Raw genomic sequence first — 17,271 nt, 5'->3', positions numbered from 1 at the left:
CATTCTTATATCCACTTGCTCTTTCATGGAATTGAAGTCAAACCGCTTTGGATTAAGTAAAATTACACAACAAAAAAACCATACTTCGCTGCAATACATGCAACAAAGTATGGCCTCTTACATAGTCGTTCTACATTTTTAAGATTGTATAAATCGCTTTCTTCATTACCCTTATCGCAATGCTTTAATATCCTGAATCAGCATTTCAACATTTTCTTTCTTCGTAGCCCAACTGGTACAGAATCGAACGGCACTATGTGTATCATCAACCTTTTCCCAAAAGGAGTAAGTATATTTTTCACTCAATGCCTTTAATATACGATCTGGTAAAATCGGAAACTGCTGATTGGTTGTAGAGTGATACTGAAAAGAAAAGCCTTGCTCAGATAATCCGTTTTGAAGCAACATTGCCATATCTATAGCGTGTTTGGAAATTTCAAAGTATAAACCGTCTTCAAACAAAGTTTCAAACTGAATGCCTAACATTCGCCCCTTAGCCAGCAGCCCTCCTTTTTGCTTGATCATGTATCGAAAATCTTTTTTCAATGTATCATTTATAATGACTACTGCTTCTCCCATCATTGCTCCAACTTTGGTCCCGCCGATATAAAATACATCGCATAGTTTTGCTATATCTGCGAAGGCTACATCGCTATCCTCTGCAACCAAGCCATAACCCAATCGGGCTCCATCTATAAAAAGCGGTAAACTACATTCCCGACAGACTCGACTTAACGCTTCCAGCTCGGATTTAGTGTAGATCGTCCCATTCTCGGTAGGGTAAGAAATATAGACCATACCGGGCTGGACGCTATGCTCGGGAGCAGCATCATTCCAGTGAGCGTCATACAGCTCCTTTACCTGTTCGGCCCGGATTTTCCCATCATCGCTTGGCACAGTAAGTACTTTATGGCCCGTCGCTTCAATCGCTCCGGTCTCATGCACGGCAATATGTCCAGAAACTGCAGCAATAGCACCTTGATGCGGACGCAAAATAGAAGAGATAACCGTCGTATTGGTTTGTGTACCTCCAACTAAAAAGTGTACATCTGCATTTGCGGAGTCACATGCTTTTTTAATATAGGCTCTGGCTTTTTCACAATGTTCATCCACACCATAGCCGCTAGTCTGTTCGTCATTCGTCTCCAATAACCGCTTTAAAATACGCTCATGGGCACCTTCCGTATAGTCACACTCAAATCGAATCATGTTGTACTCTCTCCAATTTCTCCAGTTTGTTCTGAATGAATATCATAGAAGTATGTAACTCTCTAATCTCTTCTTCGGATAGATCCTGAACCAATTTTAAAATTTGTTCATCAGACCTTTCATTCAGTTGGTGATAGAACGCTTTTCCTTTAGGTGTCAAACGAATCAGATTTGTTCTATTATCCACCGTAGAATTTTCCTTAACAAGGAAGCCCTCTTTGCAAAGTTTAGCTATGATTCTACTCATATAGCTGCGGTCAATTTTAAGAGAATCAACTAGCGTATTGGCTATACATGGCTCGATCATACCGATCTCTATCATGACGCGTGCCTCGGTAAAGGAATAGCCGCTATCCAGCACATGTTTATCTAATAAACCAAGTATATTAGTATAAAATCGGTTGAAACGTCTCATATCTGCTATGAACTCAGCATCTATATTGATTATAAACTCCCCCTATTTAGTGGACTTATGCAACAATTATATTAATATTTTTTTGTGGACTGTGTCAACGAAATATGATGCAATTCAATTTATCAATTAGCCCATAAAATAAAAAACAGTCCCGATCAAAAATGCTCATCAGGACTGTTAGGCGTAGCTATGGTAACTGATCTTCCCTTTAAAAACTGTCATCATTTCGATATAAAAGCTTAATACTTACGATTCTCTGCACGCTGCCTACTTCTCCATTGTCCTCCTCAATCACCTGCCACTGTCTGCCAATCAGCCCTTGCAAGGTATCCATTTCGACAGGATCAAGGTACAGACCCTTCAACATGATTCCATCCTGCTCATAATCTCGATCTATGATTCGATTAAAGCGAAAATGAAGCAGTCTTTTCAGTCCATTGATGTGTAAAAACTTAAATTCATAACCGCTGTGGATCGCTTCTTCCCACTCATCCCCCATGTCTTCTGCAGTTTGACAACGTTCTTTGAAATCCATTGTTTTTTCTTTCACTTTGCCGAGTAAAGGAGAAAAGTCCTGTTTTTTAATACACTCAATGATGACGTCTTTCTGCTCACCACTTGTACGTAAGTTCTCGATCAGAAAGGCCACTGGCATCGACAATTGCACTTTACTCATCAGAGTCAACTCCTTTACTCAAGTAGGAATTAAACCAGGACACCACTTGCTCAAAGTTATCTACACGAAGGGACGGTTTACCGCTCTTCAGCAAAGAATGATCGGACCCGGGATAGCGAATGAGGCGTGTTGTTTTACCCAGCCGCTTCAGGGCAGTATATAACTCATCCCCTTGTCCAACAGGGCAGCGCAGGTCTTCCTCGCCGTGTAAAATCAGCAGCGGAGTTTCGATGTTATTTACATGTGCCAGTGGGGACTTGGACCAGAGCAACTCAGGATCTTCCCACGGGTTAGCTCCAACAATTCCCTCCGTGTAGGAAATACCGATATCGCTCAACCCATAGAAGGATAGCCAGTTGGAGATGCAACGCTGCGTAACGGCGGCGCGGAATCGGTTCGTATGAGAAATGATCCAGTTGGTCATCAAGCCTCCATAGCTGCCGCCAGCCACGCCGAGCCGGGTTTCATTGATATCATCAAACTGGTTCAGCGCAAAGTCCAAGGCGTCCAGTACATCCTGATAATCTCCTCCTCCAAAGTCCCCCCGACAGGCTTGGGCGAAATCCTGACCATAACCGAAGCTGCCGCGTGGATTGGTCATCAGCACGGCATACCCCTGTGCAAGGAGCGTCTGCATCTCATGGCTGTACGCGCCGGTATACATCGCATGGGGGCCCCCGTGAATTTGTAAAATCAAAGGGACCTGATCCCCGGAGCCTAGTCCCGCTGGCTTGAAGATCCATCCTTGTACCTTGAATCCGTCCGAAGCCTCAAACCAAAATGTCTCTGGTGAACTCACTTGCAAGGAAGCCATGTAATCGTCGTTATGGTGCGTAAGCCGTTTCTCTTCCCCTGTCTCCAGATTCATGTGATACAGCTCTCCAGGCCGATCCGCATCAAGTGCAGCAAAGACCAGATAGCAGCCATCAGCAGATAACGTGTACTGATAGATATCTCTGTTGCTTCCAGCGGTCACCGCCTGAACACCTCCGTCTATAGGCATTCGGTATACATGGACAACACCCTTCAGCGTCCCAAGCACATACATTTCTGGCTTCAACCTCGCAGGAGCATATACCGGAGATGGAGACGGACCAAAGGATTTCATATCACTTAGGGCAAAGTTGCCGATTTGCATATCCAATTCAGGAAACAATAGTTCCGGGGCTCCCCCCGTAACAGGCACAGTATACAGTCGATTCTGGCTACCACTTCCATAAATACGATCGCTGGCGATCAGAGTCAATGATTTACCGTCCGGGGCATAAGAAAATTGGCTAATCGCCAGGCTGGAATCCGTAACTTTCACCAGATCACTGCCGTCGAAATCAATCGTATACACATCCGAAAACGAAAGCAGATCTGCGTCCAGCTTGTCATCTTCTACACGTTTGGACAAAAATGAAATTCGCTTGCTGTCTATGGACCATACAGGGTAAGAAGCATTCCAAGGCCCGGAGGTGACTGGAGTTACCCGGCCGTTTTCAAGCTCCAGTACAAATAAATGACTAAATAGATCGTTCCACCAGCCCGATCCCTCAGCTTTGGGAGTCGTACGATCCACGATACGCCCCCGCTCACCCGATTGTTTGCTATATTCCTCAAGCGCCATGACTTCCCGTTCGGCGTTTATACTAAGCATACTTGTGAATACAATATACTTCCCGTCCGGTGACCAGACGAATGCACCCACTCCCCGCTTCACCTCCGTCTGTCGCTGTCCCTCTCCACCTTCAGCCGGAACCGTCCATAGCTGCTTGCTTCCATCCGCCAGTCGTAAAAAAGCAAGCTGCGATCCATCGGGTGACCAAGCAGGAGCTGAATCCTTATTGCCATCGGTCAACAGCTTATCGTCGTTCCCAAGAAGCGATACGACACGGATGTGCGTATGGTAATCATTCTTTGAACGATCTATGCTTTTGTGGACGTAGGCAATCGTTCCATCGGGGCTTATTACCGGATCACTGACCCACTGATATCCGTATAAATCCTCCGGTACAATCGAGCGTTTTACAGTCGAGCGTTTATTCACGAGTAGCCCTCCTTTTTCCGTTAAATCATACTGCCTAACATACTGTCAAAGGTGATCTATTCGTGAGCCATCTGCTTATGCAGAGGAAAATGACAGGCCGCAATATGCCCCGGCGTATGCTCTTCGAGCAGCGGGCTTTGTTGGCGGCATATCTCTTGTGCGTACGGGCAACGCGTGTGAAAAGTGCAGCCCGAGGGCGGATTGGCAGGATTGGGGATTTCACCTGTCAAGGTTATTCGCTCTTTGCGCAGCCTCGGGTCTGGGACGGGTACTGCCTCAAGCAATGCTTTTGTATATGGATGCTGCGGCCTTGCAAACAACTCATCACGATCTGCAAGCTCCACGATTTTGCCCAAGTACATCACCGCGATACGGTCGCTAATATGCTTGACGGAGGGCAGACCGTGAGCGATAAAAATGTAGGTGAGCTGGAACTGCTGCTGAAGCTCTTTTAACAAATTCAAAATCTGAGCCTGAATCGACACATCCAGCGCGGATACAGGTTCATCGCAAACAATGAGCTTCGGCTTCATGGCAAGTGCTCTCGCTATGCCGATCCGCTGTCGCTGTCCACCACTGAATTCATGGGGATGCCGATCTGCCAAATGAGCACCTAATCCTACCGTCTGCAACAGTCGAAAAACTTCAGCTTTAAGCTCTTTCCCTTTAGCAATCCCATGTACCCGAAGCGGTTCGGCAACGATATCAAAGACCTTCATTCTTGGATTCAAGGAAGAGTACGGATCTTGAAATACAAATTGTAAATCCCGTCTGACCTTGCGGACTTCTTCGTCCGTTAAATCAGACAGGCTTTGCCCTTGAAAACGAATTTCGCCTGCCGTGGGTTCCAGCAGTTGTGTAATCATTTGTCCCGTTGTTGATTTGCCGCAACCCGATTCACCTACAATACCTAAGGTTTCGCCAGGCATCACCTTAAAGCTCAAACCATCAACCGCCCGTACATCACCGCTTTTTTTGGAAAACCAGCCCTTTTTCATTGGATAGTACTTTTTGAGACCATTCACTTCGAGAAGCGGTATTTCCTGTGCTGTCTCACTCATACTGACACCTCCTCCATCCGCAAACATCTGACATAGTGTCCTTGATCCTTGGCCTGTATTTCAGGATGAACCTTTGTACACTGTTCCTGGGCATAAGGACAACGGGGATGAAATGGACAGCCGCTCGGCATCTGCATCATATTAGGAACGGTACCGGGAATGGAATCCAGCCATTCTCTCTGTTCCGTAAGCTTAGGGAGTGATCCTAGTAACCCGATCGTATAGGGATGACCCGGCTTTTCGAACAAGTCAAATACGTTTGCTTCCTCAACTACTTCCCCGGCATACATCACGACCACCCGATCGGCCATTTCCGCGACGACACCTAAATCGTGGGTAATGAGAATGATGCCTGTGTTCTCTTCCTTGCTTAGCTTGTGGATTAAATTCAAAATTTGAGCCTGAATCGTAACGTCCAGTGCCGTCGTCGGCTCATCGGCGATGAGCAGTTTCGGCTGGCAGGCCAAGGCCATTGCGATCATGACCCGCTGACGCATTCCTCCAGATAACTGATGCGGAAAATAACTCACCACTTTCGACGCACCAGATATCCCTACCCTTTCCAGCATCTCTATACTTTTCTGCCGTGCTTCCGATTTGCTCAGTTTCTGGTGCTGCCGGATGACCTCACTGATTTGGTTACCAATTGTAAATACCGGATTCAGTGAACTCATCGGCTCCTGAAAAATCATGGATACCTTGTTTCCCCGATATTTGCGCATTTCCCCCCTGGACAGTTTGAGTAAGTCTCGGCCTTCAAGCAGAATCTCCCCGCCCACGACTTTACCCGGTGCAGCCACTAAACCCATAATAGACAAGGAGGTTACACTTTTACCGGAACCGGACTCTCCAACAATAGCTAATGTTTCGCCTGGGTTTACAGTGAAGCTGACACCATTGACCGAAGGAACGATGCCATCCTCCGTTTTAAAGTAGGTTTTCAAATGCTTCACTTCAAGCAATTTCGTGGTCATCTTTTCCGATCCCCCGCTTTCTGCTGTTATTCTTTCGCCTTCATGTGGGGATCTAACACGTCGCGAAGCCAGTCACCAAGGAAAATGACCCCCAGGACCGTAATGGTAATCGCCAGACCGGGAAAGGTTGCCACCCACCAGCTCGTGGCTACATACTGTCTCCCATCGCTCAGCATTCCACCCCAGGACACTGCCGGTGGTGTGATCCCTAATCCGAGAAAACTAAGAGAAGCTTCCATAATAATCGTTGTTGCCACGTTCATGCCGGAAATCACAATAAACGAAGACAAGACATTGGGTAAAATGTGCTTCAACAGAATCCTGCTATTTTTAGAGCCGATCGCCTTGGCTGCTTTGACAAAGTCTCGTTCCTTGATACTCAATACCTCGCCCCGAACAACCCTTGTATAAGAAACCCAATTCGTAACGCCAATAACAAAAATAAGCGTAGTCATGCCAGGCCCCACCACGGCCAGGACAACCAGCATCAGCAGAATGGCCGGAATGGCCAAAAAGGCGTCGGCAACTCTCATTATGGTGGCATCCACCCATCTACCATAAAACCCGGCGAGGAGTCCGAGAATTGCGCCAATCGTGCCTGAGACCAGAACTGCACCGACACCGACGATAAGCGAAACTCTCGCCCCGTATACGATACGGCTCCACATATCCCGTCCCAGATTATCTGTACCCAGCCAATGCTCCGGCAATCCACCTGCCAGCCACATGGGCGGCTTCAGACGATTCAGCGGGTCAATATCCGCAGGATTGTGAGTGGCCAGCAGAGGTGCAAATAGAGCTGTTAGGCTAACGAGCAGTATGATTACTGCACCGACCGTCCCAGTTTTACTTCGTAACAGCTGCTTCCATATGCGCCCGATACCGGACGGTTGTGTTTTCTTTTGGCCATTCAGGTCTAGGTCTGGGCCAAGGGCTTGTACATCATGAATGCCTGCCACACTTCCTCCTCTCCTCTCTAGTTGTATTTAATTCTTGGATCAAGCAGTCGGTAAACGACATCGGTTAAAATATTGCTGATGACCACAATAAAGGCAATCACAAATACAGCGGCCTGAACGATAGCCATGTCGTGCGTATTCACAGCGACGACAAGTAACTGCCCCAAACCCGGCCATGCAAATACCGTCTCTGTAATCAGAGTGCCGCCGATCAAGCTCGTAAATTGCAAGCTCATAATCGTGACGACCGGAATCAATCCATTGCGAAAAGCATGCTTTCCGATAACCACGATTTCGAGAATCCCTTTACTTCGGGCTGTTCGAATATAGTCCTGATTCAAAATGTCCAGCATACTAGAGCGAATGAGTCGGGTCATCTGTGCAGAAAGGCCGACACCCAGTGTAAAGGCCGGAAGTATTAAATGCTCCATTCCGCCCCGGCCGGACACCGGAAGCACTCCCAACATGACGGAGAATAATAAAATGAGCATAATCCCCATCCAAAAGTTAGGCATGGCCTTTCCGACTACAGATAAACTGGAAATGATTAAATCGGTAAAGGTATTACGTTTGACTGCTGAGATGACGCCCAACGGCACTGCAATGATGACCGCAAAAATCATGGCAGCTACTGCCAATTCAAAACTAGCAGGCAGCCGTTCCAACACTAATGGCAAAGCCGATTCACCATAGCGAAACGAGGTGCCAAAATCTCCTTGTAAGGCACTGCCAATAAATTTAATGTATTGCGTATATAAGGGCTGATCTAGCCCGAGCGCTTGTGTCAATATCGCACGATCCTCAGCTGTAGCGGTCTCCGGCAGCATAAGAGCTACAGGGTCTCCGGTTACCCTCACCAGGATGAATACAATAAGGGAGACAATCAGCAGTACAGGAATAACCTGCAGCAGTGATTTGGCGATATACGTTTTCAATCTGTCACCTCCGTAACAAGCAGGCTTTTTTTAAAAGGACGGGCAGGAACCTTCATTGAGGTCCCCGCCCGTTCACTTCTCTTCTTTATTTTGCAGGTGTAATATCCTCTGCGTAGAACATCTCATCGCTTCTCGGTTGGAAATTCACGCCGTTACCGGTGCCATATATCCCTTCCATTTGGAAAAGATAGACGGCTGGACGATCTTCCGCCAAAATCTGCTGCACTTGCTGATACTCTTTTTCACGCGAGGCCGTATCCAGATTCGTCAGTGCATGCTGCAACAGCTTCTCTACCTTCGGATTGTTGTAATCCGTTTCGCCTTTAGCCTCTTCTAGCAAATAGCGATTATAGTTGTTGGAAGCATCAAACAGGGAATTACCAATGCCGATCATAAACATTTCTTTAAAGGATTTGGAACTGTAACGCTCACTGAAAGCACTTGGCTCCAGTACGTCCAATTTAATTTTGAAGCCTTCTTTATCTAACATGGCGGCTACGACCTCGGCATACTCTTTGTATATTGAGGATACTGAAAGGGTTAATGTTGGGCCTTCACCAGTGTAACCCGCTTGCTTGAGCAGTTCTTTGGCTTTAGTCGGATCATATAATGTTTTCTCATACAGAGAAGGATCAGCACCAAAGTTGCCTGGTGTAACGGAAGTACGGGTTACAATCCCAGCACCGCCTGCGATGCTGTCTACGATTCCCTTTTTATCAATCGCAAGATCTATCGCTTCTCTCACTTTGGAGTCAGCCGTAACACTGCCTTGGCTTTGACGTAAAATCAATTGCAGCACACGCTGGATCGGAGCCTTAACGATTTTTTTACCCTCTTCGCCTTGAATACGTTCTATATCCGTGGAAGGGATACCAGATGCAATGTCAATCGAGCCTGCGAGCAGTTCAGATACACGCGTAGAGGCTTCTGGAATGGAACGAAAAACAACTTGATCCCATTTCGGCTGACCTTCATAATACTTATCGTTTTTAACCAGTACTACACGATCATCCTTAATCCATTGACTAAATTTATAAGGGCCTGTACCTATTGGATTTTTAAGGAATGCCTCTATCCCATTTTTCTCAATATACTTGGAAGGTAAGATGCCAGCTCCCATTTTGGATAAACGATTCAACAGCAACGGGTCTGGTCCGTCTGTTACGATGTCTGCTGTATGTTCATCTACCACTTTCACTTGTTTAATATTTTTAAAGTAGGAATTTTGTTTGAGTGTGTTATCCTTTGCAACTCTTTCTATCGTATACTTCACATCTTCCGCCGTGAATGGATCACCGTTATGGAAGGTAACCCCTTCGCGCAAGTGAAAACGCCAAGTCGTATCATTTACCTTTTCCCAAGAAGTTGCGAGTCCAGGTACTTTCTTCTGCTGACTATCATTTTTCAACAAGTAGTCAAATACGTTAACCAGAACGGCTTCACTCGCCGTATTGTTATTGTTATGAGGATCAAAGCTCTCAATATCCGTAGCATTCGCTATCGTCAGTACTTTACTGCCGGTCGATGTCGATGTTGCGGTGTCTTTACTACCGCCTGTGGATGGGGCACCGCAGCCTGCCAGGATCATCGCAGCAATCAGTAACGTAATCCCGCTTGTAAACCACTTATGTCTATTCATCTTGTCCACTCCAGTCCATTGAGGTTGTATATTGCCACACAGCTGCTTCTGAGCGTCTTAATCCCAATTTTTATTTTGTCTTCAAAAAATTCAGCGCTATGGCCGACATCATGGCTACTCCATAAGGCAGTACTGATTCATCCAAATCAAACTTGGGATGATGCAATGGATAGCTTGTATCTTCATCTCCTCTCCCCGAGCCCAACCGGAAGAAAACACCGGGTACCTGCTCACAATAAAAAGCGAAATCCTCCCCGCCTGTTGACGGTTTGATGTAGTTCCACTCCTTGGAGCCAAACAGTTGCTCACTGGTTTCGGTCATTAAATCAACCATATCCGGGTCGTTCTGAACAACCGGGTAACCAAGCTGATAATTTAATTCATACCCGGCCCCGAATGACTCACATACCCCACGAACCACCTGTTCAATTAGCTCAGGCATTCGACTGCGCAGTTCCGCAGATAAAGTTCGAACGGTGCCGATCATCTCTACTTCAGGTGCAATGGCAGCTCCCATATAACCGCCACTAATTTTACCAATCGTAATGACAATGGTTTCAAGTGGATCAACCAGACGGCTTGGAATATTTTGCAGGGCAGAAATAACCTGCGCGGACACGGCAATCGCGTCTATCCCCTCATGTGGACGAGCAGCATGGCCACCTTTGCCTATAATTTTAATCGTTAAGCTATCTGCGGATGCAAAAGCCACCCCTTTGCTGACCCCAAGTGTTCCTGTCTTCAAACCCGGGAACATATGTAGTCCTGCCATAGCATCTACTTTTGGATTTTCCAACACACCGTCATCGATCATAGCCTTGGCCCCGGCCAAACCTTCTTCAGCCGGTTGAAAGACAAATTTAATATTGCCTCGTTCCGGTCTCTCCAAATTAGCAAGTAACTGCGCGGTTCCCATCAGGATCGCTGTATGGGCATCATGCCCGCACAAATGTGCCTTACCCGGAATCTGTGAACGATAGGGAACCGTTTTTTGATCCTGAATCGGTAATGCATCCATATCTGCCCTTAGACCGATGGTAGGTCCCGGGCTTTTTCCTCGTAACAGACCCACAACCCCGGTTTTCCCTACCTGGGTTGTTACCTCCAATCCAAGGCTACGTAAGTGCTCAGCTACAATGCCCGACGTACGAATCTCTTCATAACCCGTTTCAGGATGGAGATGAAAATCCCTACGCCAAGTGATCAATTGCTCCTGAAGCGGTCTAGATAAAGCCAAAAGCTCATGTATATTCATGTTTTCACCATCCCTGCTCAAATCGTGTTCTTTTTTCTGTAGGACACCGTCTAGCCTTTTGCAACCAATCTTGCATAAATGGCATCTGCGGAATGTCCGATATGGTGCCTCATCACTTCCCGCGACTTCTCAGCATCCCGTGCCCGAAGTGCACTCAGAATTTCCGTATGGACGTCGTAGTTCACCGTCCGAATCTGATCGTCATAGGGCATGAGATCTAGCGATGGGTTAATTTTGGTCCGAATCTGCCTCACAGCGGCTTCACAAAATGGGTTGCCCGATGCCTTGGCAATGGCCAAATGAAACTTGACATCCAAGGCCCGAAACCATTCTCGGGTGCAGTCCGCTTCAATACTCTGATCCAGATAATGCTGAAGCAAGTCCAGTTCATCCGTAGTGATCCGCGTAGCCGCTAAAAAAGCCCCCTCAGGTTCCACAATCATCCGATATTCAAAGACCTTCAGCATATGCTCCCAATCTTTTGCGATTTCTGCTCGGGTACGTTTATGAGAGTTTGCTGTCACGGGAAGAACAAAGGTCCCTCCCTTGGCACCTACCCTCTTCTCAATGAGTCCCTTGGACTCCAATTGAGATAACGCCTCACGGACTGTAATTCTGCTGGCATTAAATATTTCTGCGAGTTCCCGCTCTGTCGGTAGTTGCTCCTCGCTAAGCAACTCTTTTAGAATAATAGCCTCCTCCAACTGCTCTCTAATAAAAACACTCACTTTTTTAGCTGATACTTTTTCAAAGCGCAGAGAAGTTTGGATTAACATATGAACACTCCGATCATAAATCTTTAAGGTCTAAACCTTATACCATTGTGAAAAACAAAAAAATATAAATCTGTTGTTATCATAATACCTAGTAAACCTATATGCAATACTTTTTTTAAATATTATGATGCTTTCGAAACAATAAAAAGAAGCAGCCCCTTGCAGAGCTGCTAAATCTTTGGTTATCCTTTATGCATCATATAAAAAGCACGCAACAGGTTATCCTGTGCGCGCTCGGTCATTCTCTATTTCTCCTCCAACTCATCCGGTACATCGTATTTATTGATATGTGAGGTTATTGCTGCAACTGCTTCGCTGGCATCCGTCGTGGCCGGCACTTCTCTAACCACATCATCCGTCTGGTCACGAAAATTCAAACGGTCTGCCTCGACTACTTTCTGTTGATTTGGTTTCATTTTTCATATCGCTCCTTTCTTATTCCAGTGCCTGATCTCGTTCCGTTAACGTGTACAAAGGTACTTCCCGTTCCTCTTCTGGATGGTTCAGCGCATAAATGCGTGCCGTCTCACTCTGCTCGTTCACATGCTGAATATAAATGGGTAACCCATCACACAACACATTCGCCATTATGGAAGAGGACGCTATTTCTTGCGCTCTTTGAACATTCACTTAGAAAAAACCTCCCTTGCTAAGTAGAGTTCGCCTTTACTATGCACGAGTTAAATATTTGTTATACACATTTCATGCCAACATGTGTTTCATAATTTTGAAAGGATATCATTTGAAAAAATAAATATTATTGTTATTATGGATTGAGAGATTCAGTGAAAACTGCGATCTTAATTGTAGAGAAAAGGAGTAATGATGAATGTTAAACATATTAATGGTTAACTTTCCGGCAGAAGGACATGTGAACCCTACGATCGGGATGACGCAAGCCTTTGCAGCACGAGGGGACCAAGTACATTACATTACAACTGAGAAATACAAGGACAGACTCGAAGCCGTTGGAGCAACGGTTCACCTGCATACCGATCTGATCAGGACTGCTTCTATTGATTCCGGTACTCCGGCTGGGTTGAGTGCATTTATGAATATTCATATTCAGACTTCGATGGACATATTAGCAATCACTAAGCAACTGTCTGAAAGCACTGATTTTGACTTTGTATTCTATGATAGATTCGGAGCTGGCGAGTTAGTTAGAGACTATTTGAAAATCCCTGGTATTGCTTCATCCCCATCTTTTCTGATTTCACAGAATCGGATGGCTACCAATCTCTTTCGCTCTAATAGAAAAGAGCCATTTCAACTTGATGAACAGGCCACGACCTCACTACATCTCATAAAAGAAAGATTCGGTGTTGCTCCCAAAGATATGGTTCAATTTATGAACAATACAGGGGCTCTAAACGTTGTATACACCAGCCGATATTTCCAACCAGACGCTGACAGCTTTGGTGAAGAGAATCTCTTTATTGGTCCCAGCTTCCCTGAGCGCAAAGGGGAACATTCTTTTCCTTTGGATGCACTACAAGATAAAAAAGTTCTGTATATTTCGATGGGAACGGTTTTGGATCATGTTGAGGACTTTTTCAACACCTGTATTGAAGCTTTTTCCGATTTTGAAGGTATCGTCGTGATTGCAGCTGGCGAGAAAGCTGACTTTACGAAAATCAACCCAGCCCCAGAGCACTTTATCATCTCGCCCTATGTTCCCCAATTGGAGGTACTACGTTATTCAGATGTATTTATTACTCATGGTGGAATGAACAGTGTGAATGAAGGAATTCACTTTAATGTACCCTTGGTCGTACTGCCTCAGGACAAGGATCAACCCATGGTCGCACAGCGGTTAACAGAACTTCAGGCTGGCTATCGAATAACCAAAGACCAAATCAATGTACAATCGTTAAGAGATGCCGTACATGAGGTAATGTCGAACGCGGCGTATAAAGAGGGCGTACAAAAAATAAATGATAGCTTCCAGCAATCTGGCGGTACAGAAGAAGCCCTCGCAAAAATTGATGCCTATCTTCAAAATAAGCTTGTGTAAATCACACGATCACAATCCTACAAAAAAACAGGAGCCCTGACCATCAATGGTCGGGTTCCTGTTTGTCATGCATTTCTATGTGGATATATCCCACTTCTGAAACGAAGCAATCGTACACTTTCCGCTCGCAAACGCTCGAATGCCCGTAGATTCCACTCCCGGATACACTCTTCCTGTGAGGACGTATTCACCGTCGCCGATGAATATTTCCACCGAGCTTTTATCAACAAAAACCCGAAGCTCCAGGCGGCCCTCGTTTAAGCCCAAAGGCACTCTTCTCTCTCCACCCGGGCCTATACCGGCACGTTCTCGGTTGAAACGGAACAGACCGTCATCGGGACGGTACGACAGTACAGTCTCCTCTTCGCTACCCACCCGCAGTTTCAAACCGAATTCATCGGTGTTACTGGACTCAAACTCAAATACGACCTTCAGTTCGTAGCTATCTCCGCGCGTGTCCATAATCTGCTCACCTGTCAGTAAGATATCCCGCTGCTCGAACAGATTGCATCGGTAATTCTTTACCTCTTCAAGCGGACGGAACAGCAGCCTGGCGCCGTCGATAACCGCTTCCCGCGGAAGACTCATCGCACCAGCCCAATGGTGCCCCTGCTGGGTCGGCATCTCCGACTCCCACATATCCATCCATCCGATGACGATACGCCGCCCTTTATCATCCAAGGTTGACTGCGGGGCATAGAAATCGAATCCGTGATCCACCTGAGCATACCGTTCTGCCGTAAATGTTCCGGCCGCAGAATTGAAATCACCAATACCGTACATGGTGGAATGCAGATTGTGGTAAGCTTCCCCCTGGGCAGGCATCCGCTGCGGGGACAGCATAAATACGTGCCGACCGCCGAGCGGGAACAGATCGGGGCACTCCCAATTATCGCCGAAGCGTCCGTCACTCACGGCTAGTACATTGACATACGTCCAGCTTTTCAGGTCTTCAGAACGATAAAGCAGTACAAGTCCGTTCCCTTTGGCATCATTAGAACCGAGAACGGCGTAATATTGATCTTCGTGCCTGAACACCTTAGGGTCACGGAAGTCTTTACGGCTGACCGTGTCTGGTACGGCGTCATAACCGATGACCGGGTTGCCCTCCCACTTTTCGAACGTTACTCCGTCTTCTGATACTGCGATTCCCTGCGACTGCTTGTAATCCTGATCTTTGTCAGGCCCGGTTACAACATGTCCGGTATACATCAGGACAAGCTTCCCGTCCTGCTCAATCGCACTGCCGGAGAAGCAGCCATCCTGGTCGAACTCACCGTCCGGTGCCAAAGCGACCGGCAGATAATCCCACTTCATAAGATCGCGGCTGACTGCGTGTCCCCAGTGCATCGGCCCCCATACTGATTTATACGGGTAATGTTGATAGAACAAGTGATACTGCCCGTTATATTGAATGAAGCCGTTCGGATCATTCATCCAGCCGAATTCAGCCATTAAGTGGTAGTTCAGCCGATAATCTGGCCGAAGCATATGCTTCGATTCAGAAATAAATTGATCTGCACTCTCTCTCGTATACGCTCTACTCTGTATGATAAGGCATCCTCCCTCTGCAGTTATTTAATCGAACCTTGCATAACACCCTGAATAATATATTTCTGGGCGAACAGATAGATGACAATGATCGGAAATATCGTCAGTACCAAACTTGCCATTAACGGACCGTAATCCACTGTATAGGTCCCATAAAAGTTGTACGTGGACAACGGAAGTGTCCTTTGCTCCGGATCGACCAGAATGAGGGAAGGTAGCAGAAAATCATTCCAGACCCACAGCACATTGAGAATGGAAATGGTGGCTGTCGTGGGCATCAGTACCGGAAACACGATTCGGAAGAATGTCTGAATCCGCGTGCAGCCGTCAATCAGCGCCGCTTCCTCCAGTTCCTTCGGAATGCTCTTCACGAATCCATGATAAATGAAGACGGCCAGCGAGCTTCCAAAACCGATGTACATGTAAATCAGCGACCACTTGCTGTTCAGCAGATCAAGTGAGCCGTAAATTTTCACCAATGGAATCATGATGGCCTGAAACGGAATGATCATGGAAGCAACCATCAGCATAAACGTATATTGGTTGAACTTGGTGTTGTTTCTGACAAAATAATGAGCCGTCATCGCCGCGAACAGTGAGATAAAGAAGACACTTAACACCGTTATGACCAATGAGTTGGTAAAGGCATCGATGTAATTCATTTTATCGAATGCATTCATATAATTGACCATATTGAAGCTCTCTGGAAGCGATAACGGGTCCGAGGTGATGGCCTTGTTTTCCTTGAACGAATTGATCAGCAGAAAAACAAACGGTACGATGAACAATATGAGCACGACTGTCAGCACAATAAATTTGATCACGGAGGAAGCGGCTTTTTTGCTTGTCATTACGCCTCCACCTCCAACTTCTTACTAAAATAAACCTGGAGCAGGGTGATGAGAGCAACCATCAGGAACAGCACGAATGCTTCCGCCTGCCCCACACCATAATCACGGGAAAGGAATGCCTTTTCATACACATGCATCGACACCATTTGAGTACTGCTGAACGGGCCGCCTTTCGTGAGCGCGAGGTTCACGTCATAGACCATAAATCCGCGCTGCAGGGACAAGAATATACATACGATGAAAGAAGGAACCATCAAGGGCAGCACCATTTTCCGCAGTCTGATCCAGCTGTTCGCCCCATCAATGCTTGCGGCCTCCATAATATCATTCGGCACACCGCTCAATCCCGCGATGTAAATGACCATCATGTAACCCACGTTCTGCCACACGGTTACAATCACGAGTGCCCAGAACGCTTTGTCGGGATCAGCCAGCCAAGTCGTGCTGAGCGACTGAATGCCGGCATGTTGTCCCAAATAGACAAGCACGTTGTTGAAGATGAACTGCCAGATAAAACCGAGTACAATGCCGCCGACAAGGTTGGGCAGGAAAAATCCCGCCCGGAAAATTTTCTGGCCCTTTAAACCTTTTATCAGCACATACGCCAGCATAAAAGCGACGACATTGATAAGAATAACGGTATAAAACACATACTCGAGCGTCAAGCCGAACGATTTCCAAAACTCATTATCCCGAAAAACGGCCAGGTAGTTTTGGACGCCAACCAGCGATAGTGTCGTGGAAATACCATCCCAGTTTGTGAACGTCAGATAGATGCCGTACAAAAATGGAATGATCATTACCGTTATGAAGGCAAACAAGGTTGGTCCGGTAAACAGCAGCCGTGACCGCAACCGGTTCCATACTCCTTTTTCCGCAATCATGATGATCCCTCTCTCTATTCCGGGTGATTTGAAAATA

Annotated in this window: 17 protein-coding genes; 1 reads left to right on the top strand and 16 read right to left on the bottom strand. The window is 46.5% G+C overall.

Translation table 11 applies throughout. The features are described from left to right. Window positions 1-171 precede the first annotated feature (171 nt). From E0698_RS09175 to E0698_RS09115, 13 genes are all read right to left on the bottom strand, one after another. A complete protein-coding gene (locus tag E0698_RS09175; protein WP_192511356.1) occupies window positions 172-1,209 on the bottom strand; it encodes a threonine aldolase family protein in 1,038 nt (345 codons plus the stop codon). Beyond that, window positions 1,196-1,624 (bottom strand): MarR family winged helix-turn-helix transcriptional regulator, encoded by a 429-nt coding sequence (locus E0698_RS09170; RefSeq protein ID WP_192511355.1) that lies wholly within the window; start codon window positions 1,622-1,624, stop codon window positions 1,196-1,198. The genes E0698_RS09175 and E0698_RS09170 overlap by 14 nt, the downstream gene beginning before the upstream one ends. A 208-nt stretch (window positions 1,625-1,832) precedes the next feature. Continuing rightward, window positions 1,833-2,300: a hypothetical protein gene (locus E0698_RS09165; RefSeq protein ID WP_134912458.1), complete on the bottom strand. Its 468-nt coding sequence runs from the start codon at window positions 2,298-2,300 to the stop codon at window positions 1,833-1,835. Next, entirely contained in the window at window positions 2,293-4,332 is a 2,040-nt protein-coding gene (locus E0698_RS27445) for a prolyl oligopeptidase family serine peptidase (RefSeq protein WP_192511354.1), read from the bottom strand. Before E0698_RS27445 ends, E0698_RS09165 begins: the two co-directional genes overlap by 8 nt. Before the next feature lie 56 nt (window positions 4,333-4,388). Beyond that, entirely contained in the window at window positions 4,389-5,393 is a 1,005-nt protein-coding gene (locus E0698_RS09155; protein WP_192511353.1) for an ABC transporter ATP-binding protein, read from the bottom strand. Beyond that, on the bottom strand, window positions 5,390-6,367 hold the full coding sequence (locus E0698_RS09150) for an ABC transporter ATP-binding protein (RefSeq protein WP_192511352.1): 978 nt from the start codon (window positions 6,365-6,367) through the stop codon (window positions 5,390-5,392). The genes E0698_RS09155 and E0698_RS09150 overlap by 4 nt, the downstream gene beginning before the upstream one ends. A gap of 26 nt (window positions 6,368-6,393) precedes the next feature. After that, entirely contained in the window at window positions 6,394-7,326 is a 933-nt protein-coding gene (locus E0698_RS09145) for an ABC transporter permease subunit (RefSeq protein ID WP_192511351.1), read from the bottom strand. 17 nt (window positions 7,327-7,343) lie between these two features. Continuing rightward, window positions 7,344-8,261, bottom strand: a complete 918-nt coding sequence (locus tag E0698_RS09140; protein ID WP_134912448.1) for an ABC transporter permease — start codon at window positions 8,259-8,261, stop codon at window positions 7,344-7,346. An 85-nt stretch (window positions 8,262-8,346) separates the two neighbouring features. After that, window positions 8,347-9,900 carry an ABC transporter substrate-binding protein gene (locus tag E0698_RS09135; RefSeq protein WP_192511350.1) on the bottom strand — a complete coding sequence of 518 codons (1,554 nt, stop codon included), beginning with the start codon at window positions 9,898-9,900 and terminating at the stop codon, window positions 8,347-8,349. A gap of 70 nt (window positions 9,901-9,970) precedes the next feature. After that, window positions 9,971-11,155 (bottom strand): M20 metallopeptidase family protein, encoded by a 1,185-nt coding sequence (locus E0698_RS09130; protein WP_192511349.1) that lies wholly within the window; start codon window positions 11,153-11,155, stop codon window positions 9,971-9,973. Window positions 11,156-11,205: 50 nt separating this feature from the next. Next, window positions 11,206-11,931, bottom strand: coding sequence for a FadR/GntR family transcriptional regulator (locus tag E0698_RS09125; RefSeq protein ID WP_192511348.1), 726 nt, complete (start codon window positions 11,929-11,931; stop codon window positions 11,206-11,208). Window positions 11,932-12,176: 245 nt separating this feature from the next. Continuing rightward, window positions 12,177-12,347 (bottom strand): hypothetical protein, encoded by a 171-nt coding sequence (locus E0698_RS09120; protein ID WP_023990428.1) that lies wholly within the window; start codon window positions 12,345-12,347, stop codon window positions 12,177-12,179. 19 nt (window positions 12,348-12,366) lie between these two features. Then, on the bottom strand, window positions 12,367-12,561 hold the full coding sequence (locus tag E0698_RS09115) for an H-type small acid-soluble spore protein (RefSeq protein WP_025723179.1): 195 nt from the start codon (window positions 12,559-12,561) through the stop codon (window positions 12,367-12,369). Between the two features lie 199 nt (window positions 12,562-12,760). On the opposite strand from E0698_RS09115, the gene E0698_RS09110 reads away from it, so the two are divergent. Next, window positions 12,761-13,948, top strand: a complete 1,188-nt coding sequence (locus E0698_RS09110; protein WP_192511347.1) for a macrolide family glycosyltransferase — start codon at window positions 12,761-12,763, stop codon at window positions 13,946-13,948. Between the two features lie 75 nt (window positions 13,949-14,023). On the opposite strand, the gene E0698_RS09105 is transcribed toward E0698_RS09110, so the two are convergent. The 3 genes from E0698_RS09105 to E0698_RS09095 form a co-directional block, all read right to left on the bottom strand. Continuing rightward, entirely contained in the window at window positions 14,024-15,439 is a 1,416-nt protein-coding gene (locus E0698_RS09105; RefSeq protein ID WP_192511346.1) for a glycoside hydrolase family 32 protein, read from the bottom strand. Between the two features lie 83 nt (window positions 15,440-15,522). Further along, the gene (locus E0698_RS09100; protein WP_192511345.1) at window positions 15,523-16,350 is read right to left on the bottom strand and encodes a carbohydrate ABC transporter permease; all 828 of its coding nucleotides are present in this window, start codon (window positions 16,348-16,350) and stop codon (window positions 15,523-15,525) included. Next, a complete protein-coding gene (locus tag E0698_RS09095) occupies window positions 16,350-17,234 on the bottom strand; it encodes a carbohydrate ABC transporter permease (protein WP_134912438.1) in 885 nt (294 codons plus the stop codon). The genes E0698_RS09100 and E0698_RS09095 overlap by 1 nt, the downstream gene beginning before the upstream one ends. Window positions 17,235-17,271: the final 37 nt, after the last annotated feature.

The sequence above is a fragment of the Paenibacillus sp. 23TSA30-6 genome (assembly GCF_014858585.1).
Taxonomy (GTDB): Bacteria; Bacillota; Bacilli; order Paenibacillales; family Paenibacillaceae; genus Paenibacillus.
Note: the sequence above shows the minus strand (reverse complement) of the source record. Positions and strands in the feature narration are given on the sequence as shown.